Below are 20,904 nucleotides of genomic sequence, written 5' to 3' on the forward strand. Positions count from 1 at the left end.
CAGATGACCTATCGACCGCCTGTGTCCCAGATTCTTTTGGCGATGCAGAGCGCCGGGAAGTTCGGCGCTCCTCATTATGCCGATCTCTCTCTCGATGATGCGCAGGCCATCATTTCCGAGGCCGGGCGTTTTGCCGCCAAACGTATCGCCCCGTTGAACCAGGTCGGCGACCGGCTTCCTGCATCCATCAACGACGGGAAGGTCACCACACCTCCGGGCTGGAGCGCAACCTATCGGGACTGGTGCGCAGCTGGCTGGAACGGCTTAGCGGGCCCCGCCGACCATGGCGGGCAAGGCCTTCCCATGTTGATCGCCGTGGGATGTACCGAACTGTGGAACTCAGCTTCCATGGCCTTCGCTCTCTGCCCGCTTCTGACGGCAGGTGCCATCGAAGCGATTGCGGCGCACGCCTGCCAGGACCTCAAGGACTTTTACCTGCCCAAGCTCGTGTCCGGGGAATGGACCGGTACCATGAACCTCACGGAACCGCAGGCTGGCTCCGATCTTTCGGATCTACGCTGCCGAGCGGAACGGTTGGGCGACGGCACTTACTCCATCACCGGCAGCAAGATTTTCATAACGTATGGCGAGCATGATTGCGCGTCCAACATCGTGCATCTGGTCTTGGCGCGACTTGCCGATGCGCCTGCCGGCACTCGGGGAATCTCCCTGTTTCTCGTCCCTAAATTTCTGCCTGACGGAGCACGCAACGACCTGCGCTGCCATTCGCTCGAGCATAAGCTCGGCATACACGGTTCACCGACCTGCGCCATGACCTATGGTGACAACGGCGGCGCGAAAGGATGGCTGATCGGAGAAGAGAACCGCGGCCTCAATTGCATGTTCACGATGATGAACAACGCGAGGCTTCTTGTTGGCGTCCAGGGAGTTGCGCTCGCCGAGCGGGCCACGCAGATGTCGGTCGCGTATGCAAGGGAACGGCGCCAGGGAAGCGTTCCGGATCAGCGAGCAGGCGCGAGCGCAATAATTCATCATCCTGACGTCAAACGAATGCTCCTTGAAATGCGGGCCAAGACCGCTGCTGCACGTCTGCTATGCATGGCCACCGCCTCTTGGATCGACGGGAGCCTGAGAGCAAAATCAGCTGATGACCGACGGCTTGCGCATGCAAGGGCCTCTCTATTGACACCGTTGGCCAAAGCCTACTCGACGGAGATAGCGGTTGAGGTAACGTCAACTGCAATTCAGATCCACGGCGGAATGGGATACATTGAGGAGACGGGCGTTGCGCAGCTTTATCGCGACGCTCGTATTCTGCCGATCTACGAAGGCACCAATGGCATACAGGCCATTGACCTTGTCTCGCGAAAGCTACGTCTCGAAGACGGCGAGACGCTGTTTGACGCCCTGAAATCCAGCCGGGAGGGACTGGCGATCGTTGCCGGCGAACCGCTCGCAAGCCGTATTGTGTCTGAAATATCGGAACTGGCGAAGACGCTATCCAAAGCGCCCGACAGCGTCCAGTCGCTGGCGGCCGCAATGCCACTCCTCCGCGCCTTGGCCGCAGTCATTGCCGGGGGATATCTGGCAGAGAGCGCGGCTCTAACACAAGGCGGCGCCAATGAAAGTGAGGCCCGCTATTTCATCACAGTTGAATTGCCGACCGCGATGGCTACAGCAAAATCCGCGTTATCGGGAGCTGATATCTTGGCAACATATGATCTCCAGTAGCCCTTACCTGCGGTGTCAGGCAGCATCACCGCAGGACCGGGCGAGATCGTCCATATGCGCAAAGGCCAGCAGGTCACGATCTGCTCGCACGAGCAAGGCGCGGTTCCAGTGGTGGCCGCCTATTGGCTATGCCTCACTCGTCGGGAAACGTCCTGCGGCCAGAGGCCCCGGCTATTCAGCCGCAACCCGCTGACCGCCGGCGCGGCGCAGCAGCGCGTATCCCGCTTCCTCGACCGCCTGCGCGGCGCGTTTGCGGATCGCCTCGGACACAAGCACGCCGTCGGCGAAATCCTTGTCCGTCGCATAAACTCCCGTCGGCAAGGCAAGCGCCTCGAAGAACCCGAACAGCGGCCGAAGCTGGTGCTCGACGATCAGCGCATGCCGCTCGCCGCCGCCGGTGGCAAGCAACAGCACCGGCTTGCCTCTCAGCGCCGTCGGATCGAGCAGGTCGAAGAAGTGCTTGAACAGGCCCGTGTAGCTGCCCTTGTAGGTCGGTGATCCGACCACCAGCACATCGGCGTTGACGACCTTGTCAAGGACGTCGCGGCCCTGCTGATCGAGATCGCGCGCCCATTTGGCGCTGCCGAGCGAGGCTCCGACATCCTCGATGTCATAGGTGCTCGCCGACAGATTGTTGCGGACCGCGATATCCCTGACGACATGCTCGACGAAGCCGCGCGTCTTCGACGGCCGGGTGAAATTTCCGGAGAAACCGACGACAGTTGGATTGGGCATGCTGTGGCACTTTCTCGGTAGGTCGACGATCAGAGTCCAATGTCTATAATTTTTATAGACTCCGACCCGCCTTAGAAGGAACCGTCGACCCTTGGAGGGCTTGCCGCCGAACAATTTTTCCATGGATCGAACAGATTATGGATACTGACGGCGAGACGCGCATAAGCAGCTTGCCCATCAACAGGGGCGCCAAGACATCGGGCGCCGTCCCCGATCGTCTTTTCAGCCCTGCGGATGAACTTGCGGCAGGGCGGCGTCGAGCGACCGCTCGAACGCATCGACCAGCACGTCGACCTGTGCCTCGGTGATGATCAGCGGCGGACAGAAGGCGATCGCGTCGCCCATGTTGCGCGAGATCACGCCATTCTGCTGCAGGAAGCCGTTGACCAGCGCGCCGAGCGCCGCCGGCTTGCCCCAGGGCGCCTTGGATGCCTTGTCGGCGACGAGTTCGACGGCGGCGATGAGACCGACCCCGCGCACCTCGCCCACCAGCGGATGCGAGGCGAGCTTGCGCAGCCGTGCCTGCAGATGTGAGCCGACCTTGCGCGCATTGCCGACGAGATCGCGCTCCTCGATCAGCTTGATGTTTTCCAGCGCCACGGCCGCGGCGACCGGATGGCCGCCGCCCGTGAAGCCATGACCGAAGGTGCCGATGCGGTCGCTCTCGTCGGCGATCGGCTCGAACACCTTGTCGTTGATGAGCAGCGCCGAGATCGGCAGGTAGGAGGAGGAAATCTGCTTGGACAGCACCATGATGTCGGGCTTGATGCCGAAGGTCTGCGAGCCGAACATCTCGCCAGTCCTGCCAAAACCGCAAATCACCTCGTCGGCCACCAGCAGGATGCCATATTTCGACAGCACCGCCTGGATCTTTTCCCAATAGCCGGCGGGCGGCACGACGACGCCGCCGGCGCCCATGATCGGCTCGCCGATGAAGGCGGCAATCGTTTCAGGCCCCTCGGCAAGGATGAGCTTCTCCAGCTCGTCCGCGAGCCTGGCGGTGAACTGCTCCTCACTCTCGCCGGGCTGGGCGTCTCGCCAGTGATGCGGCGTCGACGTGTGCAGAATATTGGCGATCGGCAGATCGAAGGAAAGATGGTTGTTGGGCAGGCCGGTCAGGCTCGCCGAGGCGATGGTGACGCCATGATAGCCGCGCTTGCGGCTGATGATCTTCTTGCGCGCCGGTTGTCCAAGCGCATTCGAGCGGTACCAGATCATCTTGATCGCGGTATCGTTGGCCTCGGAGCCGGAATTGGTGAAATAGGCCTTGCTCATCGGCACCGGCGCCATCTGCACCAGCTTCTCGGCCAGGTCGATCAGCGGCGAATGCGCCTTCGAGCCAAAGTCGTGATAGAAAGGCAGCTTGGACATCTGCCGCGTTGCCGCTTCGACCAGCCGCTTTTCTGAGAAGCCGACGGCGACGCTCCACAAGCCCGCCATCGCCTCGAGGTAACGATTGCCGGCAATGTCCTCGACATAGACGCCGTCGCCCTTTTCGATCACCAGCGGCCCCGTTTCCTGATGCTTGCGGGCATTCGTGTAGCCATGCAGGTGGTAGCGGATATCGCGGGCTTCGGGGGAATTCGGTCGGGCGTCCATCATGGTGGGTCCTGTCTTGGGGGTCCAAAGCGGAAATAGGACGAGCTTCCTCGTTGAGAAATCCAAAAATTCCGCGTTGCATTGTCGCGGCTGATGCCTCATCGCGAAGGCTGCTCGCAAGAGCCGCGAAGCCGGGATCGATAGCGCCAACAAGCCGCGACCGTCGCGGAACTGATGGCGCAGCAGGGTTGGAGCATGGAACAAGTCGATTGCATCGTCGCGGGCGCCGGCGTCATCGGCCTTGCGGTCGCGCGCGCCATGGCCGCCCAAGGTCTGGACACGCTGGTCCTCGAAGCGGCGGACGCCATAGGCACCGAGACGAGCTCGCGCAATTCGGAAGTCATCCATGCCGGGATCTATTATCCGCAAGGGTCGCTGAAGGCCCGGCTCTGCGTCGCTGGCCGCGACATGCTGTATCGATACTGTGCGGAACGCGCGATCCCGCATCGCCGCGCAGGCAAGCTGATCGTCGCGACCGACGAGGCCCAGGACCCCGTGCTTGCCACGATCCAGGCCGGCGCCGCTGCCTGCGGCGTCGGCGATTTGCGCTTCGTCTCCGCCGCCGAAGCGCGAGCCCTGGAGCCGGCGCTTCACTGTACCAAGGCGCTGCTTTCGCCTTCCACTGGCATCATCGACAGCCACGCGCTCATGCTCGGCCTGCTCGGCGACGCCGAGGATAACGGCGCGACGCTGTCGCTCAACACCCGCATCGTCTCGGGCCGCGTCGAGCCGAGCAGGATCGTGGTGCGGACGATGGACGCGGCGAGCGGCGAGCAGTTCGAGATCGCCGCACCGCGCCTCATCAACGCGGCCGGCCTGGGCGCCGTCGCCTTGGCAGGCTCGCTCAAAGGGTTTGGCCGGCAGTTCCTGCCGGCGCTTCGCTACGCCAAGGGCAATTACTTCTCGGTTGCCGGGCGCGCCCCCTTTTCACATCTTCTCTATCCCGTGCCTGAGCCCGGAGGGCTCGGCGTCCATCTTACGCTCGATCTTGCGGGCGCCGCACGCTTCGGACCGGACGTCGAGTGGACGGACACGATCGACTATCGCGTCGATCCGGCGCGCGGCGAGCGCTTCTATGCCGCGATCCGCAAATATTGGCCCGATCTGCCCGATGGTAGCCTGCAGGCGGCCTATAGCGGCATCCGGCCGAAGCTCTCCGGTCCAGGCGACCCCAACAGCGATTTCGTCATCCAGGATGCCGCAACGCATGGCATCGACGGCCTCGTCAACTTGTTCGGCATCGAAAGCCCCGGCCTGACTGCCAGCCTGGCGATTGCCGAGCACGTGATGTGCATCCTCGCGCCCAAGACGGGCTGACGGCGCCGCAGCGTCAAGACGCGGCGCCCTGGCGCTCAATGCCGGCGTCCACCTCCCACGAGGTGGTATCTGAAGCGATCGCGCACGAATTCGTTGAAGAACTGGCCTTTTGAGAAAGCTGCCTTGAAGGCCATGTAGATCTCGGGGTCCACATCCTCATAGTCGTAGCGGTCGCCGCTCGGAACGAACCATACCGAAAGGACTCGCCTCGATGGATCGTAGTGAATGTTCTGGATTGCGGTGGAAGGCATGGCCGGCATCCTGTTCCCAACCCAACCCTTCACGCATCTCCAGGTTCCGCGGGCCGGGAGTGGCCTTGCACACCTGCTCCGATCGCCTATCTGAGCCCGCATGTCATCAGCCAAACGCCCGACCAAGGAGAGCGCCCGCCAGGGCGACCTCTTTCGTGCGCCCGGGCCTGCGCTGCCCGCAAGCCTGCCCGAAGGCTTTTCCTACCAGCCGGAACTGATCACCCGTGACGAAGAGCACGAACTGGTCCGCCATATCCGCGGCCTGCCCTTCAAGCCGTTCGATTTTCACGGCTATCTTGCCAACAGGCAGGTCGTCGGCTTCGGCCTGCGCTATGACTATCAGCGCCGCCAGGTCGTCGACGCGCCGCCCATTCCGGATTTCATGCTGCCGCTGCGCGCCAAGGTCGCCGAATTCGCGGGCGTCGCGGCGAGCGAATTCGCGCAGCTGCTGATCAACGAATATCGTCCGGGCGCCGGCATAGGCTGGCATCGGGACAAGCCGCATTTCGAGCTGGTCGCCGGCGTTTCCCTGCTGGCGCCCTGCAGCTTCCGCCTGCGCCGTAAGAGCGCCACGGCATGGGACCGTGAGACGATAAACGTCGAGCCCAGGTCGGTCTATCTCATGGCGGGACCGGCGCGAAATGAGTGGGAACACTCCATCCCGCCTGTCGAACAACACCGCTACTCAATCACGTTCCGGACGCTGCGCGTCGGCTGAAGGGCCGGGCGTCCAGGTGATCCACTATCCGCGCCAAAAACAGAGCTAGGGCGGCTCACCGTTTCCTGAAACGATGAACCGCTTCGGCCCTATTTCTTGATCGGAAACGTCAGTTCCTTTTGGGAAGTGTCGACGACGAAGACAGCCAGCAGCTTTGCCGGTTTCGTCTTGCTGGCGTTTTCGCTGACACCGTGGCGGTCGCCGGGCATTTCTGAAAAGCTCTCGCCGGCCTTGTAGACTGTAACGGGGCCGTCATTGACCTGGCTGCGGATCTCGCCTTCCAGCACAGTGGCGTAGATGAAGGCGGACTGGGGGTGCGTGTGGCCCTCGGAGAAGCCGCCGGGAGCATATTCGACGAGAACGCCTTTCATGCTTTTGCCAGGCACATTCGGCAGTTCATGGTCGTAGACGAGGGTGACCTTTGCGCCTTTACCACCGCCGGGGGTGTCGTCGGCGAAAGCCGAAGAGGGCAGAAACGCCGTGAGAATTGCGGCGGCGGCGAGTGACTTGATCATTTCGATTTTCCTTTCACGGGTTGGGCGCCGCCGGATGAAGGGCAGCGGGCGCGGTCATTTTTTCGGCTGGGCAGCGAACCACTGATCGAAACCGACGCGGCCGATGCGGGGATGGCCGTCGGAAACGAGCGAATCGTCTTGCAGTCTGGTTCCGAAGTACCGCGCCTCCGGATCGGCTATGACGGTGCGCGTGTCGCCGATCGCCTTGAGGTAGCGGGCGACGAAATCGCACAGGCGCAGGCGTTCCGGACCGGAGATCTCGACGATGCCGTTGACCGGCGCCGCAAGAGCGGCGTCCGTCACGAAGTCCGCGACGTCGTCCGAAGCGATCGGTTGAAGATAGCCCGTCGACAGGCGCGTCGTATCGCCGACCGTGCCTTCCTTGGCGATGCCGCCGAGAAATTCGAAGAACTGGGTGGAGCGCACGATCGTATAGGGAATGCCGCCTTCCTGGATGATCTTTTCCTGGGCGACCTTGGCGCGAAGATAGCCGCTGTCCGGCAACCGATCCGTCCCGATGATGGACAGCGCGACGTGGTGCTTGACGCCGGCGGCCTTCTCCGCGGCAATCAGGTTCCGCCCAGACGTCTGGAAGAATTCGAGCACGGCCCTGTCCTCGAAGGAAGGGGAATTTGCCAGGTCGATGACCACCTCGGCCCCCGCCAACACAGCTGCCAGCCCCTCACCGGTGATTGTGTTGACGCCGGTGTTGGGGGAGGCCGCGATCACCTCGTGACCGCGCTTGCGCAGGCGTTCTGCGGTTTTCGAACCAATCAGGCCGGTTCCCCCTATGATGACGAGTTTCATGTGATGTCTCCTTTTGCGCCGCTCTTGCGGCACGCTCCTTGTTCGATAGTTCGTCGGGTCGAGCGGCTTGATCGGCCGACCACAAACCAGCCTTCCCTTTATTAAGGATATCAGATATCCTTAAGGATAGATAATATCCGTAATTGCCGAGCTGTAAAGCCCCTCCGAGATGAGCGACGTGCTTCGAGCTCGAGCAGCTTCAGCAGAGGGTTCGATGCCGCTTGTCCTGACCAACATCCTCGGAATCGCCGGTATCGTCGTGTGGCACCTCCAGGGCAGAAGTCGCCCGACAGGCCGGCTGATCGCCCAGATACTTTTCTTTGTCGGGATGAGTTCGGTGCTCTATCTTGGCGGCATCTCTCCGCAGCACATCGACGACACCGATCTGCGGGGCTTCGCCGCGCTGCTCGTCAAATCGGCCATGATCCTGTGGTGGACGCACCTGGCATGGACGACCATCGGCCTGGTCCACTTCTTGCTCATGCTCAAGCGTGGGCCGCGGGAAGCGCATCTCGTCCAGGATATGGCCGTCGGTGTCATCTATCCCGGCGTGGCGCTATCCATCATAGGCTTCGTTTTCGGCGTGCCGGTCGGCACTCTGGTCGCAACCTCGGGCATCGTCGCGATCGTGTTCGGCCTCGCCCTGCAAAACACTTTGGGCGATGTCTTTTCGGGCATCGCGCTGACGCTTGGCAGGACTTATGCGATAGGCGACTGGATCCAGTTGACCGATGGCGCGGAAGGCCGTGTCATCGAAACCAACTGGCGCTCCGCCAAACTGCTCACCGCACAGTACAATGTCGCGGTGGTGCCCAACAGCGTGCTGGCCAGACAAGCGGTGACCAATCTCAGCCGTCCCGACGACACGCGCCAGATCACGTTGGGCGTGCGCGTCGCTCTCGCAACACCGACTTTTGTCGAACGGGTGATGTGGTCCGTGCTGGATGGCAGCACACGGATCGTCAAGGACCCGCTACCGATTGTCGTTTTGAAGACGATCGATGCGGCTGCGATCGATGTCGACCTGCTGTTCCGCATCACAGACCCCGCCGATTGGGCAGCGGCCCGCAATGAGATCATCGGCCTCCTCTACAGCCACTGCAAGGCAAAGGGCCTTTCGTTCGCCGCACCGGCCGGAAGCCTCGTCTTCAGCCTGGCTGCGACGGCTCAGGGCATCGATGCACGCTCATCCAGCGCGGTCTAACACCCAAGCGAAAGTGTCCTTCCAGAGCTTTGCCGGCGTTTCCCGCACGAGCATGCGTCCGAGATTCGCCAGTGTGACGCTTCGCAGTTTTTCACGCCAGGCTTCGTCGGCTTCCCACATGACGCGCGCGACGGCGCACGGACCGCTGTAGCAATAGCCGTCAGGCAGGCACGGATTGTTCGTACGGATATTGTTGCACACGAAGGTGCGCGTCTCGCCTTCCACCGCCTCGACGATGTCCAGGAAAGTCACCTGCTCCGGCGGCTTCGCAAGGCGGTATCCGCCCGATGGACCCAGGGTCGTATCGACGAGCCCCGCCTGTGACAGGCTCTGCAATGCCTTGGAGAGATATTCCTTCGGAAGTCCATGGAGTTCCGCCAGCGCCTTGGTGGACAGATAGCGCCCCTCCGGCAGACCGGAGAGAATGGCGCAGCAATGCAGCGCCCATTCAACCTGGCTTTTCAAAATCATAGGTCTTTTTCCGGGAACGATCGATCACCGCATATTAAGGATACATAGTATCCCTATTATAGCGCTAATGTAAACGCTTCCGACAAACGCGGTTGGCACCGCGGCGATAGATGCTGGAGGATTTCGCAATCGACCGCGCGGTATCCCTCTTATCCAGGCGGCGCAGCGCGCACTTTGCGCGCAGGGCGTAAGAGGACTGCGATGGGGGAACCATCACCCGGCCCCCGGGGTTGTGTCGTCAGATTTCGAGATCGAAAGGAAAGACGATGCGCACCCTGACGATGGTCCTGACGCTGTCGGCAATGGCATTGGCGCAGCCCGCTTCTGCTCAACGCGCCGATCCGCAGCCGCCGCAAGCCCCGCCTCCTGCTCAGGAGCCCGTCCCGGACCAGCCGCAGCCTGGCCAGGACGATGCCGCCCAGAACGTCACCAACATCGTCGTGGTCGCGATCGAGGACCTGCCTTCGGAAGTGAAGGCGCAGGCGGAGGCCATCGTCACCAGGACGACCGCCAAGGAGTTGGCCAAGCTGCAGAACTCGGTCGATGCTTCGCCCGAGGCGACGTCGGTCCTGCAGGCGAACGGGCTGAATTCCTCGCAGGTCGTCGCCGCCAACATCGACGGTGACGGCACACTGACGCTGATCATCCAGACGACGGCCTGACCGGCCAGCGGCCAAGCGACCGCGTCCTTCGATCCTCACTCATGCGGAGGTCGCCATGACCGAAGCCGCAGTTCGCAACTTCACCCTGAATTTCGGGCGCAGCACCCCTCGGCGCATGGCGTGCTCAGGCTGGTGCTGGAATTGGACGGCGAGATCGTCGATCGCGCCGATCCGCATATCGGCCTGCTCCATCGCGGCACCGAGAAGCTGATCGAACACAAGAACTACCTGCAGGCGCTGCCCTATTTCGACCGGCTCGATTATGTCGCGCCGATGAACCAGGAGCATGCCTTCTGCCTTGCCGCCGAAAAGCTGCTGGAAATATCGGTTCCCCGGCGCGGGCAACTCATCCGCGTGCTGTTCTGCGAGATCGGCCGGTTGCTCTCGCATCTTCTCAACGTCACCACGCAGGCCATGGATATCGGCGCCTTGACCCCGCCGCTCTGGGGTTTCGCCGAACGCGAGAAGCTGATGGTTTTCTATGAACGCGCATCCGGCGCCCGCATGCACGCGAATTATTTCCGCGTCGGCGGTGTGCATCAGGATCTGCCGGAAGAACTGCTCGACGACATCTGGGATTTCTGCGATCCGTTCCTGAAGGTCTGCGACAATCTCGAAGGCCTGCTTACCGACAACCGCATCTTCAAGCAACGCAACGTCGATATCGGCGCGATTTCGCTCGATGACGCCTGGGCTCTGGGTTTCTCCGGCCCCATGGTGCGCGGCTCGGGCGCCGCCTGGGACCTGCGCAAGGCACAGCCCTATGAATGCTATCCCGAGATGGAGTTCGATATCCCGATCGGCAAGAACGGCGACTGCTACGACCGCTATCTGGTACGCATGGAAGAGATGCGCCAGTCGGTGCGCATCATGCGGCAGTGCCTGGAGAAGCTGCGCTCACCCGATGGCCAGGGCCCGGTCGCGGTGCCCAACCAGAAGATCACGCCGCCGCCGCGCGCCACCATGAAGCGCTCCATGGAAGCGACCATCCATCATTTCAAGCTTTATACCGAAGGCCACCGCGTGCCGCGTGGCGAGGTTTATGCCGCGGTTGAGGCGCCGAAGGGCGAGTTCGGCGTCTATCTGGTCTCCGACGGCAGCAACATTCCCTATCGCTGCAAGATACGCGCGCCGTCCTTCGCCCATCTCCAGGCGATGGACTTCCTGTCGCGCGGGCACATGGTGGCGGACGTCGCGGCGATCATCGGCTCGCTCGACATTGTCTTCGGCGAGATCGATCGCTGACGAGATCGATCGCCGACGGGGAAGGAGAGCCCGGCGCCTCCCCCAATCTCTTCCGTCCACCGTCGAGCCCGGAACGATCCCGCCGGCGGAACCGCCTCAATGCATGAACACAGCTCTCAGCCACGCAAGAATGCCAGCCCCCGGAGAGACTGCCGCGCGCACGCGCGACGCCGCCCAGCGTGCCGGCATGTTGGCGCCGACATGGCAATGGCAGACAACCTCATGCAGTTGCCAGTCGCTCATCTCGAAGAAGCGCTTGGCTTCGCCGTAAGTGTCATCCTGCAGCCCCTGCGCACGGAAGATCGGATCTTCGAATGCGACGGTGATCGCCGATCCGTCGGTGCGCATTCTTTCACGCACGTCGGGTGGAGCGTATTCGGTGCCCGCCAACGCCGTGAGGCGGCGGCTGGGGCTTTGTTCGAGAAGTTGCGCCCAGCGCTCAAGGCGCTGGCCCCGATTGGCGATGAGAGCCGGTGCTTCGGCATGAACGTCGGCAACGGCGTTGATTTGGTCAAGGGTTTGGTGCTTCACGGCCGTCTCCTGTATCGACAGACAATCACCCGCCCGCAATGGGAATTAAGGCGCCGACCGGCGCCGGCAAGAGCCGAAACGGACGCGCGGAATCATTTGATCGTCACCTGTCGCAATCTCGCGGCGCGATCGTGTGGGAACCATCCGCTGGCGCGGCCGTTCTGCCAGCTTGCGCCGCCGATCGCCCCCGACGAAACGTCTGAACGCGGCGATCGCCTCCATCATTTCAGGTCGGGCAGGACATCCCGCTTGTCGGGATCGCGCAGAGCCTGCCAAGGCGCCGAGCGGAAGGAAAAAGCGATGGCAATTCTCCCCAATCCGGACCCGTCTCCAACGCCGGTGCCCACGCCTCCGCCCATACCGGAACCGAAGCCGATGCGCGAGCCGGATCCGGATCGGCTTCCCGATGAGGAGCCGGTCCCCAATCCCGATGAGAATGACGCGCCGCCCAAGCATTCCACGCCCAGGCGGCGCCAACCTTGAAGGCTCCTAGGAGGCGGTGGACCCGCCTCTCGCGCCTTTCAGCGCCACGCCAATGCGACGTTGCGGATTGACGCGCCTGCCCTCAGGCTGCAATGGTTGTTAACCAGCTGTTAACCTTGCGGCTGAGATCGAGGTGGGGGGGCGATTTGGAACCGTTTTTGGACGCGAATCTCCTGAATTGGGATGATCGGGCCGAACTGCACGCGACCGACAATACGGGTAGTTACCGCATCGAGAATGTGCTGGCTGGCGGATCCAATCTCTATGAGTTGGAAACGCGTGAGGTCGGAGACATTTTCGGCAAGGATATCGTTCATCTGCAATGCCACATCGGGCTCGACACGATCAGCTTGAGGAATCTCGGCGCGGGCAGCGTGACCGGCCTGGACTTTTCACCAAGGGCGATCGCGGCGGCGCGGGATTTCGCATCCAAGGCAGGCAGCGATGTTCGCTTCGTCGAAGCGCCGCTATACGAAGCTGTCGAGGCGCTCGACCGGACCTTTGATGTCGTCTACGTCACCTGGGGGTCGGTGAACTGGCTTGACGATGTATTTCGTTGGGCACGGGTGGTCGCCGATCTTCTGCGGCCTGGCGGCAGGCTCTACATGGCCGAGGGCCATCCCTTGATGTTCCAATGCAATCGCAAGGCTGCCGCCCTCGAATTGAAGGACGACTGGCGAACGCCGGTGGCGCGACCGCTCGTCTGGAACGAGCAGCGGACCTATACTGGCGATGAACGAACCTTGAAGCATCCTCGATATTACGAGTGGATCCATCCCATCAGCGACGTGGTGAACGCGTTGATTGCCGCGGGGCTGACGCTCGATTTTCTCAATGAGCACGACACGGTTTCCTGGCAGCACTTTTCATTCGCGGTCAGGGCCGGCAAGGACATGTATGGCCTGCCCGAAAACGCTCCCAAGATTCCGATGGCCTATTCAATTGGTGCGACCAAGCGCGGTGTTGGGACGTATCGGATCGTCCAGAAGAAGGTCGATCGCCATTAGCTCCACCTCGCGGCGAGTTTCTCGTGCTATTGCCGGCGTATCAGCGCCCGACGGAGCGAAATTTTAAGGACTGTGAAGTCTAAAATTAATTTATTGCGAACTAATATTCCCTTGATGAGGCTCACCCGGAGAGCCTGACAGCCACAGGGATTCACGCTTTATTGGCTCTTTTTGCCAACATGTACAGCCGCATGAGGGGAGCCGTCCTTTCACCGGCAAGGATACCGGCGGCGATCGCGGTCGTGGTCATGGCCGTTTGCGCGATATTCGCTGATCATCAGAACAAGGTCGTTTCGGAACAGGCCTCTCGCGCGGAGGTCCTGGCCAAGGTCAATGTCATTCGCGCCAAGCTCGAAGGCAACATCAACGGCAACCTCCAGCTGGTGCGGGGACTGGTCGCTGCAGTCACGACCGAACCCTATATGGGCCAGCAGCGCTTCGCGGAGCTTGCCAGCAGGCTGTTCAGCGAAGAGTCTCAGCTTCGCAACATTGCCGGCGCGCCGGATCTGGTGATTTCCTTGATGTATCCGATGGCCGGCAATGAGAAGGCCATCGGTCTCGATTACCGGAAGAACGATCAGCAGCGTGCCGCTGCCTTGCGTGCGCGTGACGAGCGCAAGCTCATTCTCGCCGGCCCGGTCGATCTGGCTCAGGGTGGGCAGGCTTTCATCGGCCGCTTTCCGGTTTTCGTCAAAAGCGCGGGCAACACCGACCGGTTCTGGGGCATCGTTTCAGCGGTCGTCGACGTGCAGCGCCTCTACAAGGCGAGCGGTCTTCTCGACAAGGATCTCGGGATCGACATCGCACTCATCGGCAATGATGCTCTTGGCACAAAGGGAATCCAGTTCTTCGGCGACGAACGCGTCGTCAAAAGCAATCCGGTGACGGCCGACGTTCTGGTCCCGTCGGGCTCCTGGCGGATCGCTGCCGTCCCCACTAGCGGTTGGCCCGCCACGCCCGGCAATGCATGGCAGCTCCGGGCGATCATGGCGGCGGCGGCGGCACTGATCTTGATCCCTTTCCTGACGGCGGGCCGCCTGATTGGTGAAAGGCAGCGCAATTACTGGGAACTGCATCGGCTGTCGCGGCGACTGGAACTCGCTCTGGAGGCGTCGACCATCGGAGTGTGGGAGCACGACCTCGAAACCAACGATCTGACCTGGGATGACCGCGTCAACGAAATATACGGCAGAGACCCCGATGGCGGACCGCCCGGATATTCGGATTGGGCCGGAGCTATTCATCCCGCCGATCTGCCTGGCGCGCTTGCAGACTTCGACAATGCAGCGGCCGGTCGCAGCACCTATTCGTCGCAATACCGGATCATTCGCCCGGACGGCGAAATTCGCCACGTCCGCTCCAGGGCGATCTTCTACCAGACCGCAAACAATTCCCCTCGAATGGTCGGTGCCGAATGGGACGTGACTGCGGACGTTCTGCTGAACACCGATCTGGTTCGCGCGAAGCAGCTGACCGAGTCGAAAAATACGGAACTTGAGTCCGCCAAGGCGCGCATAGAACACATCGCACTGCACGATTCGCTGACGGATTTGCCGAATCGCCGTTACCTGGACCAGGTGCTGGAGGATTATGCGGCAAAAGCCAGGCTGAGCGGAGGCTACGCAGCGCTGCTTCACGTTGACCTGGACCGCTTCAAGCACATCAACGATACGCTCGGCCACGCGGCGGGCGATGCAATGCTTGTGCATGCATCCTCCGTTCTCCAGTCCAACGTCGGCGACCGCGGTTTCGTCGCCCGGGTCGGCGGCGACGAATTCATCGTGCTCTGCACGGTGCATGAGGATGTCGACCAAGCGGCCGTGCTCGCGAACCGCATTATCGAACAGATGCGCAGACCGGTTTACTACCACGGTCATCAATGCCGCTTTGGCGTCAGCGTCGGAATTGCCATCGACAATGGCCGGGTTGCCGATGCCAAGCAGTTGCTGGTCAACGCCGATATTGCCCTCTACCGGGCAAAGAGGCGGGGCCGCAACCGGCATGAATTCTTCAGCGGAGAGCTGCAAAGCGAAATCGTCAACACAAAGCGGATTGCCGACGAGATTCTAGCTGGTCTCGAGCGCAACGAATTCATCGTGTTCTACCAGCCTCAATTTGACGCCAAGACGCTGGAGATTGTGGGCGTTGAGGCGCTGGCGCGGTGGAGGCATCCAGAGAAGGGCATTCTGGCACCCGACGTGTTCCTGAAGACCGCCGAAGAACTGAACGTCGTCTCGGTGATAGATCGGAAAGTCCTCCAGCAATCGCTTTTGGACTTCGACGTTTGGTCAGCGGAGAAAATTGGCATTCCGCGCGTTTCGGTCAACGTTTCGGCGCGGCGACTTCAGGATGAGGAACTGCTGAAGAGTCTGCGGGACCTCAACATCAGGAAGGGGACTGTCTCCTTTGAACTCGTCGAGTCGATCTTCCTCGACAACAACGACGATCTGGTCACGTGGAACGTCGAGCAAATCAAGCAACTAGGCATCGACATCGAAATCGACGATTTCGGCACCGGTTATGCATCCATCGTCAGCTTGCTCAAATTGCAACCTCGCCGCCTCAAGATAGATCGCCAGTTGGTGGATCCTATCGTAAACTCACCCGCGCAACGGCAGGTCGTCTCATCAATCATCGAAATCGGCAAATCCCTGGGCATCGAAATCATTGCCGAAGGCGTCGAGACGATGAAGCACGCACGTCTGCTCAAAGGCCTTGGCTGCGACATTCTCCAAGGCTACGCATTCGGGCATGCGATGGATTCCGGCGCGCTGAGAAGCTTCGTTCGAGCTCGTCGGTTGCGCGTCGCAAGCTAGCCATTGATCGAGATCCTGGCTTGCGTCTTATCGCAGAAGGCTTCGCGTGCCTCACTCAAACCTCGCCGCCGTCCAAGCCCCGCCCGCCGCATTCGACTCCACCGCCGCTGCGACGAACTTCACGCCGCGCGCACCGTCGACCACATCGGGTACCTGTGCTGCCCGCGCGGCATCGACCGCACCGCCCGATCGATGCGCGCGGATGATGTCGGCGGCGTCGCGGTAGAAATTAGCGAAGGCCTCGATATAGCCTTCGGGGTGCGCTGCTGGCATGCGCGAGACGCGCCGAGCTTCCGCCGTCGAGCCATGCCCGCCGCGCACCAGCGTGCGCGTCTCCTCGCCATAGGGCGAGAAGCGCAGTTCCTCCGGCCGTGATCCAAACCATTCGAGACCGGCCTTCTCGCCATAGATGCGCACCGAGAGGTCGTTGTAGTGACCGGGCGAGGTCTGGCTGGCGAGGATGGTGCCGCGCGCTCCGCCCGACCAGCGCATGAGCACATGGGCATTGTCGTCGAGCCGCCGTCCGGGCACGGCGGTGAACAGGTCGGCCGAAACCGCCTCGGCCTCGAAGCCGGAGACGAAGCTTGCCAGGTTGAAGGCATGCACGCCGATATCGGCAAGCACGGCCGACTGGCCGGCGCGCGCCGGATCGGTGCGCCATTCGGCCTGCTTCTGACCCTCGGCGTCGATCGGCTTCGTCAGCCAGTCCTGGATATAGGCGCCATGCACCGACACGATGCGGCCGAGCTCGCCCGCCGCCACCATCTCGCGCGCCTGGCGCACCATGGCATAGCCGGTGTTGTTGAGCGTGACGACAAAGCGGCGCTTCCGCGCTTTGGTCAACGCAACCAGCGCCTCGGCCTCGCCAAGCGTCGTCGACAGCGGCTTGTCGCAGATGACGTCGATGCCGGCCTCGAGGAAGGCCGTTGCGATCGGCGCATGCAGATGGTTGGGCGTGACGATGACCACCGCCTCGATACCGTCCGGCCGTGCCGCTTCGGCCTTGGCCATGGCATGGTAGTCGGCATAGCTGCGCTCGGGCGCAATGCCGATCTCGGCGGCGGACGCCGCGGCATTCTCCGGATCCGAGGACAATGCGCCGGCGACCAGCGCGATCTGGTCGTCCAGCCGCATGGCCAGGCGATGCACGGCGCCGATGAAGGCGTTGCGGCCGCCTCCGACCATGCCGACCCGCAGGCGTTGACGCGACGTACCATCGGCGGTTGCGTAGACCATGATTGCGATTATCCTCCCCAAGTTTCGATATGCCGGTCGGTGCGGATGTTGTGACCGGCGACGACTGTTTTCGAATGATATTTCTATTTTTTGTTTTGTAAAACGATTGTGCCGCGTTAGCTTTTTACCCTCGGTCCAGATGACGGACCGCATCCGGTGGGCAGGGATCGGATAATGCATCCGATGGTTGGGGTCACGATGAGGCGTATCCTATGAGCGGCCGCGGCAAGGCGGCCGACGAGCCGTCCTCGCATAGCCTGGAGACGGCAGCGAGGAAGAGGAGCCGATCACTGGCAGCACTTGGCTACACCAAGCCGCAAACCTATGAAGAGCTGCGTGCAGTGCTTTCGTCAGGCACCGTGCATTTCCCGAAACGGCTTCGCCAGGTAGCGATCTTCCTCTGGCAACATCCGAGCGAAGTTGCGCTGGGCACGATCGCGCAGGTGGCGGATCAGGCCGGCGTGCAGCCCTCGACCCTGGTGCGCTTCGCGCAGATCTTCGGCTATTCCGGTTTTTCCGATTTCCAGCTCCTGTTCAAGGACCGCATGAAGGGCTCCTGGCCGGAGACACAAGGCAGCCCGGACAGGGCCGAGGAGCCGAATGCCGACCTGCATTTCCTCAGCGGCATGGTCGGCGCCTGCCAGGCCTCGCTCGGCCGCATCGGCGCTGATTTCGATATCGCCGCTTTCGAGACGATGATCGATCATTTGGCGGCGGCCGATCTGATCTACGTCATCGGCAGCAAACGCGCCTTTCCCGTCACCGCGTATCTGTCGCTGACGCTGTCGCAGCAGGGCGTGCGCAATGTGCTGGTCGACAATGTCGGCTCGACCGCGCTGGACCAGGTCGGCTGCATCACGCCGCGCGATGCGGTGCTCGCCGTCTCCTTCAGTCCCTACAATTCTATCACGCCCGACCTCGTCGCCGTCGCGCATGAGCGCAAGGCCCGCATCCTCGCCATCACCGACAGCACATTTTCGCCGCTGGCAAAACTCTCCGAAACCTGGCTGGAAGTGGTCGAGCAGGATTTTGGCGGCTTCCGTTCGCTCGCCGCCTCGCTCGCAGTAGGCATGGCCTTGGTCCACGGCGTCGTCGCGCGCCGGACAGGCTGACAAGAGCAATTCCAGGAAAAGTGTGGAGCGGTTTTCCGTCCGGAATTGCGCAAGACAAGGAGATAGAGCGGTTCACCGGTTCCAAGAAAACGGTGAACCGCTCTAGCGCAGTTGACTAAAAGGAATTATCGTTCCATATTTGAAAAAATGGAAACTTTGTTCCGGGAGGAGGAATGGAGGTTCGTCTCGACGGCAAGGTGGTGCTGGTCACCGGCGCGACGCAAGGCATCGGCCGGGCGATCGCCGAGACGCTTGCGCGCTCCGGCGCCGCCGGCCTGCTGATCACCGGCCGGGACCAAAAGCGCGGCGACGCTGTTGCCGCCGAACTCACGGCCACAGGCGCCGCCACCGTCTTCGCTGCGGCCGACCTCGGCGATCCCGAAGCCCCGGCGCGGTTGGCTGATGCCTGCATTGAACGCTTCGGCCGCATCGACGGTCTGGTCAACGCCGCCGGCCTCACCGACCGCGCGTCCTTCATCGACGCCACGCTCGACGATTGGGCGTCGCTGTTTGCCGTCAACGCCCGCGCGCCCTTCTTCCTGATGCAGGCGGCGATCGCGGACATGAAGAAACGCGGCCAAGGCGGCGCCATCGTCAACATCCTGTCGATCAACGCGCATTGCGGATCGCCGGAGCTTGCCGTCTATTCCGCCACCAAGGGCGCGCTGGCGACGCTGACCAAGAACGCCGCCAACGCCCACCGCTTCGATCGCATCCGAGTCAACGGCATCAATGTCGGCTGGACCGACACCCCGGCCGAACGGGTCATGCAAGGCGAGACGCTCGGCCAGGGTCCAGGCTGGCTCGACGCCGCCAACGCAACGCAGCCCTTCGGCCGGCTGTTCTCCGTGACCGACATAGCCAATCTTGCCGTCTTCCTGCTCTCCGACGCGGCCGGCCCGATGACCGGCACGCTGGTCGACCAGGAGCAATGGGTGATCGGAGCCAACCGGTGAGCGCGTCATCGCCCGAAAGCCTCAGCCCTGCCCTGCTCGGCCGTTTGCCATCCGAAGTCCGCAAGCCGGCTTACAATCGCGCAGCACTCAAGCCAGGCATCGCCCATATCGGCGTCGGCGCCTTCCACCGCTGCCACCAGGCCGAATACACCGACGACCTCCTGGCGAAGGATTTCGATCGCTGGGGACTGGTCGGCATCAACATCCGCCCGCCTCTTCTTTCCGACACGCTGGGGCAGCAGGACGGTCTCTACACGCGGCTGATCCGCCAGAACGACGAAGTCGAGGCGCGCGTCATCGGCAGCATCATGCGCGTCGTCGACAGCCAGGACAATGCCGCGCCGGCGCTGGACGTGCTCGCCTCGCCCGAGATCGAGATGGTCACCATGACGGTGACCGAGAAAGGCTATTGCCACATCCCGTCGAGCGGCGCGCTCGACCTTGAGCATCCCGATATCGTCCACGATCTCGCCAATCCGGAAACGCCGCGCAGCGTGCCCGGCATCCTGGCACGGGCGCTGGAACTGCGCATGGCCTCGCATGGCAGGCCGGTGACGCTGCTCTCCTGCGACAACATCCCGACCAACGGCACCATCCTGGGCAATGTCGTGCGTGCATTCGCAGAGCGGCGCGGCGGGAAGCTGGCGGACTGGATCGAAGCCAATGTCGCCTTCCCTTCGGCCATGGTCGACCGCATCGCGCCGGCGACGACCGCGGCCGATATCGATACGGTCGAGCAGCGCTATGGCTACCATGACAGCGCCTTGGTGGTCGGCGAGCGTTTCCGCCAATGGGTGATCGAGAACCGCTTCGCCGGACGCGTGCCGCGCTGGGACCTTGTCGGCGCGGCCTTCGTCGACGATGTCACGCCGTTCGAGCATCTCAAGATGCGGGTGCTGAACGGCGCCCAGACGACGCTCAGCTATCTCGGGGTTTTGGGCGGTTTCGAGCACACTTTCGAGGCGATAGCCGACCCGCTTCTGGCAGGCTTCGTCCGCCGCATGCTGACCGAGGAAACACTGCCGACGCTGATGCCGGTCCCCGGCATTGCGCCCGCGGCTTATGTCGAGCAGAGCCTGTCGCGGCTCACCAACACCGCGATCCGCCATCGCAACCACCAGATTGCTACAGACGGCTCGCAGAAGATCGTGCAGCGCCTGCTCAACCCGATCCGCGACCGCCTGGTGAAGGGCTTAAGTGTCGAGCTTCTTTCGGTTCCAGTGGCAGGCTGGATGGCCTATCTGATCAAGGCATCGGCGCGCTTCGGCCGCGCCTGGCAGGTGTCCGACCCCTTCGCCGAGAGAATTGCGACAATCGCCGACCGCGTTGGTTCCGACAGCAAACTGCTCGCCGACGCGATCCTCGCCATCGACGCTGTCTTCGACCCGTCCTTGGCCGCCAACGCGACGTTCCGAGCGCATGTCGTCGCCAGCCTCGACGGCCTGCTCTCGAATGATCCGATGGGCTTCGTCAAACAAGTCTGCTCTGGGCCAACGGATGCGCGGTTGAAGCAGCCGGCTCGATCTGCATAGTTTGGTATTGGGAGG

Annotated in this window: 18 protein-coding genes and 2 pseudogenes; 12 read left to right on the forward strand and 8 right to left on the reverse strand. The window is 62.4% G+C overall.

What is annotated here, in order from left to right:
• The first annotated feature begins 3 nt into the window (after nucleotides 1-3).
• Nucleotides 4-1,692: an acyl-CoA dehydrogenase family protein gene (locus EN852_RS02705; RefSeq protein ID WP_127874806.1), complete on the forward strand. Its 1,689-nt coding sequence runs from the start codon at nucleotides 4-6 to the stop codon at nucleotides 1,690-1,692.
• Nucleotides 1,693-1,710: 18 nt separating this feature from the next.
• Nucleotides 1,711-1,797: pseudogene (locus EN852_RS42140) on the forward strand (ethanolamine utilization protein); the annotation flags it as partial.
• 66 nt (nucleotides 1,798-1,863) lie between these two features.
• On the opposite strand, the gene msuE reads toward EN852_RS42140, so the two are convergent.
• Both msuE and EN852_RS02720 read right to left on the reverse strand, forming a co-directional pair.
• Entirely contained in the window at nucleotides 1,864-2,427 is a 564-nt protein-coding gene (gene msuE / locus EN852_RS02715) for an FMN reductase (RefSeq protein WP_127864074.1), read from the reverse strand.
• 222 nt (nucleotides 2,428-2,649) lie between these two features.
• Nucleotides 2,650-4,026, reverse strand: a complete 1,377-nt coding sequence (locus EN852_RS02720) for an aspartate aminotransferase family protein (RefSeq protein WP_127874947.1) — start codon at nucleotides 4,024-4,026, stop codon at nucleotides 2,650-2,652.
• A gap of 195 nt (nucleotides 4,027-4,221) precedes the next feature.
• On the opposite strand from EN852_RS02720, the gene EN852_RS02725 reads away from it, so the two are divergent.
• Complete coding sequence (locus tag EN852_RS02725) at nucleotides 4,222-5,343, forward strand: NAD(P)/FAD-dependent oxidoreductase (protein ID WP_127874807.1); 1,122 nt, start codon at nucleotides 4,222-4,224, stop codon at nucleotides 5,341-5,343.
• 35 nt (nucleotides 5,344-5,378) lie between these two features.
• On the opposite strand, the gene EN852_RS02730 is transcribed toward EN852_RS02725, so the two are convergent.
• A complete protein-coding gene (locus EN852_RS02730) occupies nucleotides 5,379-5,594 on the reverse strand; it encodes a KTSC domain-containing protein (protein ID WP_127864072.1) in 216 nt (71 codons plus the stop codon).
• 100 nt (nucleotides 5,595-5,694) lie between these two features.
• On the opposite strand from EN852_RS02730, the gene EN852_RS02735 reads away from it, so the two are divergent.
• Entirely contained in the window at nucleotides 5,695-6,312 is a 618-nt protein-coding gene (locus EN852_RS02735; protein ID WP_127874808.1) for an alpha-ketoglutarate-dependent dioxygenase AlkB, read from the forward strand.
• 89 nt (nucleotides 6,313-6,401) lie between these two features.
• Here EN852_RS02735 and EN852_RS02740 read toward each other — a convergent pair whose 3' ends face one another.
• On the reverse strand, nucleotides 6,402-6,827 hold the full coding sequence (locus tag EN852_RS02740; RefSeq protein ID WP_127874809.1) for a cupin domain-containing protein: 426 nt from the start codon (nucleotides 6,825-6,827) through the stop codon (nucleotides 6,402-6,404).
• A 54-nt stretch (nucleotides 6,828-6,881) separates the two neighbouring features.
• Nucleotides 6,882-7,634: an SDR family oxidoreductase gene (locus EN852_RS02745; RefSeq protein ID WP_127874810.1), complete on the reverse strand. Its 753-nt coding sequence runs from the start codon at nucleotides 7,632-7,634 to the stop codon at nucleotides 6,882-6,884.
• Between the two features lie 214 nt (nucleotides 7,635-7,848).
• Between EN852_RS02745 and EN852_RS02750 the strand changes: the two genes are divergently transcribed.
• Complete coding sequence (locus EN852_RS02750) at nucleotides 7,849-8,838, forward strand: mechanosensitive ion channel domain-containing protein (protein WP_246694157.1); 990 nt, start codon at nucleotides 7,849-7,851, stop codon at nucleotides 8,836-8,838.
• Here the strand turns inward: EN852_RS02750 and EN852_RS02755 are convergent.
• Complete coding sequence (locus EN852_RS02755) at nucleotides 8,821-9,309, reverse strand: Rrf2 family transcriptional regulator (protein ID WP_127874812.1); 489 nt, start codon at nucleotides 9,307-9,309, stop codon at nucleotides 8,821-8,823. The two genes, EN852_RS02750 and EN852_RS02755, sit on opposite strands and share 18 nt — an antisense overlap.
• 266 nt (nucleotides 9,310-9,575) lie before the next feature.
• Between EN852_RS02755 and EN852_RS02760 the strand changes: the two genes are divergently transcribed.
• Both EN852_RS02760 and EN852_RS02765 read left to right on the forward strand, forming a co-directional pair.
• Nucleotides 9,576-9,971 (forward strand): hypothetical protein, encoded by a 396-nt coding sequence (locus tag EN852_RS02760; RefSeq protein WP_127864066.1) that lies wholly within the window; start codon nucleotides 9,576-9,578, stop codon nucleotides 9,969-9,971.
• Between the two features lie 55 nt (nucleotides 9,972-10,026).
• Nucleotides 10,027-11,216, forward strand: a pseudogene (locus EN852_RS02765) (NADH-quinone oxidoreductase subunit D).
• A 96-nt stretch (nucleotides 11,217-11,312) separates the two neighbouring features.
• Here EN852_RS02765 and EN852_RS02770 read toward each other — a convergent pair.
• Nucleotides 11,313-11,747 (reverse strand): hypothetical protein, encoded by a 435-nt coding sequence (locus tag EN852_RS02770; protein ID WP_095819542.1) that lies wholly within the window; start codon nucleotides 11,745-11,747, stop codon nucleotides 11,313-11,315.
• A gap of 629 nt (nucleotides 11,748-12,376) precedes the next feature.
• Between EN852_RS02770 and EN852_RS02780 the strand changes: the two genes are divergently transcribed.
• Entirely contained in the window at nucleotides 12,377-13,237 is an 861-nt protein-coding gene (locus EN852_RS02780) for a class I SAM-dependent methyltransferase (RefSeq protein WP_127874813.1), read from the forward strand.
• A gap of 191 nt (nucleotides 13,238-13,428) precedes the next feature.
• Nucleotides 13,429-16,053 (forward strand): EAL domain-containing protein, encoded by a 2,625-nt coding sequence (locus tag EN852_RS02785; RefSeq protein WP_189545689.1) that lies wholly within the window; start codon nucleotides 13,429-13,431, stop codon nucleotides 16,051-16,053.
• A gap of 51 nt (nucleotides 16,054-16,104) precedes the next feature.
• On the opposite strand, the gene EN852_RS02790 is transcribed toward EN852_RS02785, so the two are convergent.
• On the reverse strand, nucleotides 16,105-17,289 hold the full coding sequence (locus tag EN852_RS02790) for a Gfo/Idh/MocA family oxidoreductase (protein ID WP_127874814.1): 1,185 nt from the start codon (nucleotides 17,287-17,289) through the stop codon (nucleotides 16,105-16,107).
• Between the two features lie 212 nt (nucleotides 17,290-17,501).
• On the opposite strand from EN852_RS02790, the gene EN852_RS02795 reads away from it, so the two are divergent.
• The 3 genes from EN852_RS02795 (at nucleotide 17,502) to EN852_RS02805 (ending at nucleotide 20,889) form a co-directional block, all read left to right on the forward strand.
• Nucleotides 17,502-18,401 (forward strand): MurR/RpiR family transcriptional regulator, encoded by a 900-nt coding sequence (locus tag EN852_RS02795; protein ID WP_127874815.1) that lies wholly within the window; start codon nucleotides 17,502-17,504, stop codon nucleotides 18,399-18,401.
• Between the two features lie 173 nt (nucleotides 18,402-18,574).
• Nucleotides 18,575-19,357 carry an SDR family oxidoreductase gene (locus EN852_RS02800; RefSeq protein WP_127874816.1) on the forward strand — a complete coding sequence of 261 codons (783 nt, stop codon included), beginning with the start codon at nucleotides 18,575-18,577 and terminating at the stop codon, nucleotides 19,355-19,357.
• Complete coding sequence (locus EN852_RS02805; protein WP_246694158.1) at nucleotides 19,354-20,889, forward strand: mannitol dehydrogenase family protein; 1,536 nt, start codon at nucleotides 19,354-19,356, stop codon at nucleotides 20,887-20,889. Before EN852_RS02800 ends, EN852_RS02805 begins: the two co-directional genes overlap by 4 nt.
• Nucleotides 20,890-20,904: the final 15 nt, after the last annotated feature.

It is taken from the genome of Mesorhizobium sp. M2E.F.Ca.ET.209.01.1.1, from assembly GCF_004010375.2.
Lineage (GTDB): Bacteria > Pseudomonadota > Alphaproteobacteria > Rhizobiales > Rhizobiaceae > Mesorhizobium.

Excerpts from the sequence above, each read along its gene's own strand:
- EN852_RS02750 (WP_246694157.1), top strand. The coding sequence starts at position 7,849 with ATGCCGCTTGTCCTGACCAACATCCTCGGAATCGCCGGTATCGTCGTG.
- EN852_RS02790 (WP_127874814.1), bottom strand. The coding sequence starts at position 17,289 with ATGGTCTACGCAACCGCCGATGGTACGTCGCGTCAACGCCTGCGGGTC.
- msuE (WP_127864074.1), bottom strand. The coding sequence starts at position 2,427 with ATGCCCAATCCAACTGTCGTCGGTTTCTCCGGAAATTTCACCCGGCCG.
- EN852_RS02725 (WP_127874807.1), top strand. The coding sequence starts at position 4,222 with ATGGAACAAGTCGATTGCATCGTCGCGGGCGCCGGCGTCATCGGCCTT.
- EN852_RS02745 (WP_127874810.1), bottom strand. The coding sequence starts at position 7,634 with ATGAAACTCGTCATCATAGGGGGAACCGGCCTGATTGGTTCGAAAACC.
- EN852_RS02755 (WP_127874812.1), bottom strand. The coding sequence starts at position 9,309 with ATGATTTTGAAAAGCCAGGTTGAATGGGCGCTGCATTGCTGCGCCATT.
- EN852_RS02730 (WP_127864072.1), bottom strand. The coding sequence starts at position 5,594 with ATGCCTTCCACCGCAATCCAGAACATTCACTACGATCCATCGAGGCGA.
- EN852_RS02795 (WP_127874815.1), top strand. The coding sequence starts at position 17,502 with ATGAGCGGCCGCGGCAAGGCGGCCGACGAGCCGTCCTCGCATAGCCTG.
- EN852_RS02760 (WP_127864066.1), top strand. The coding sequence starts at position 9,576 with ATGCGCACCCTGACGATGGTCCTGACGCTGTCGGCAATGGCATTGGCG.
- EN852_RS02720 (WP_127874947.1), bottom strand. The coding sequence starts at position 4,026 with ATGGACGCCCGACCGAATTCCCCCGAAGCCCGCGATATCCGCTACCAC.
- EN852_RS02800 (WP_127874816.1), top strand. The coding sequence starts at position 18,575 with ATGGAGGTTCGTCTCGACGGCAAGGTGGTGCTGGTCACCGGCGCGACG.
- EN852_RS02740 (WP_127874809.1), bottom strand. The coding sequence starts at position 6,827 with ATGATCAAGTCACTCGCCGCCGCCGCAATTCTCACGGCGTTTCTGCCC.
- EN852_RS02705 (WP_127874806.1), top strand. The coding sequence starts at position 4 with ATGACCTATCGACCGCCTGTGTCCCAGATTCTTTTGGCGATGCAGAGC.
- EN852_RS02735 (WP_127874808.1), top strand. The coding sequence starts at position 5,695 with ATGTCATCAGCCAAACGCCCGACCAAGGAGAGCGCCCGCCAGGGCGAC.
- EN852_RS02785 (WP_189545689.1), top strand. The coding sequence starts at position 13,429 with ATGAGGGGAGCCGTCCTTTCACCGGCAAGGATACCGGCGGCGATCGCG.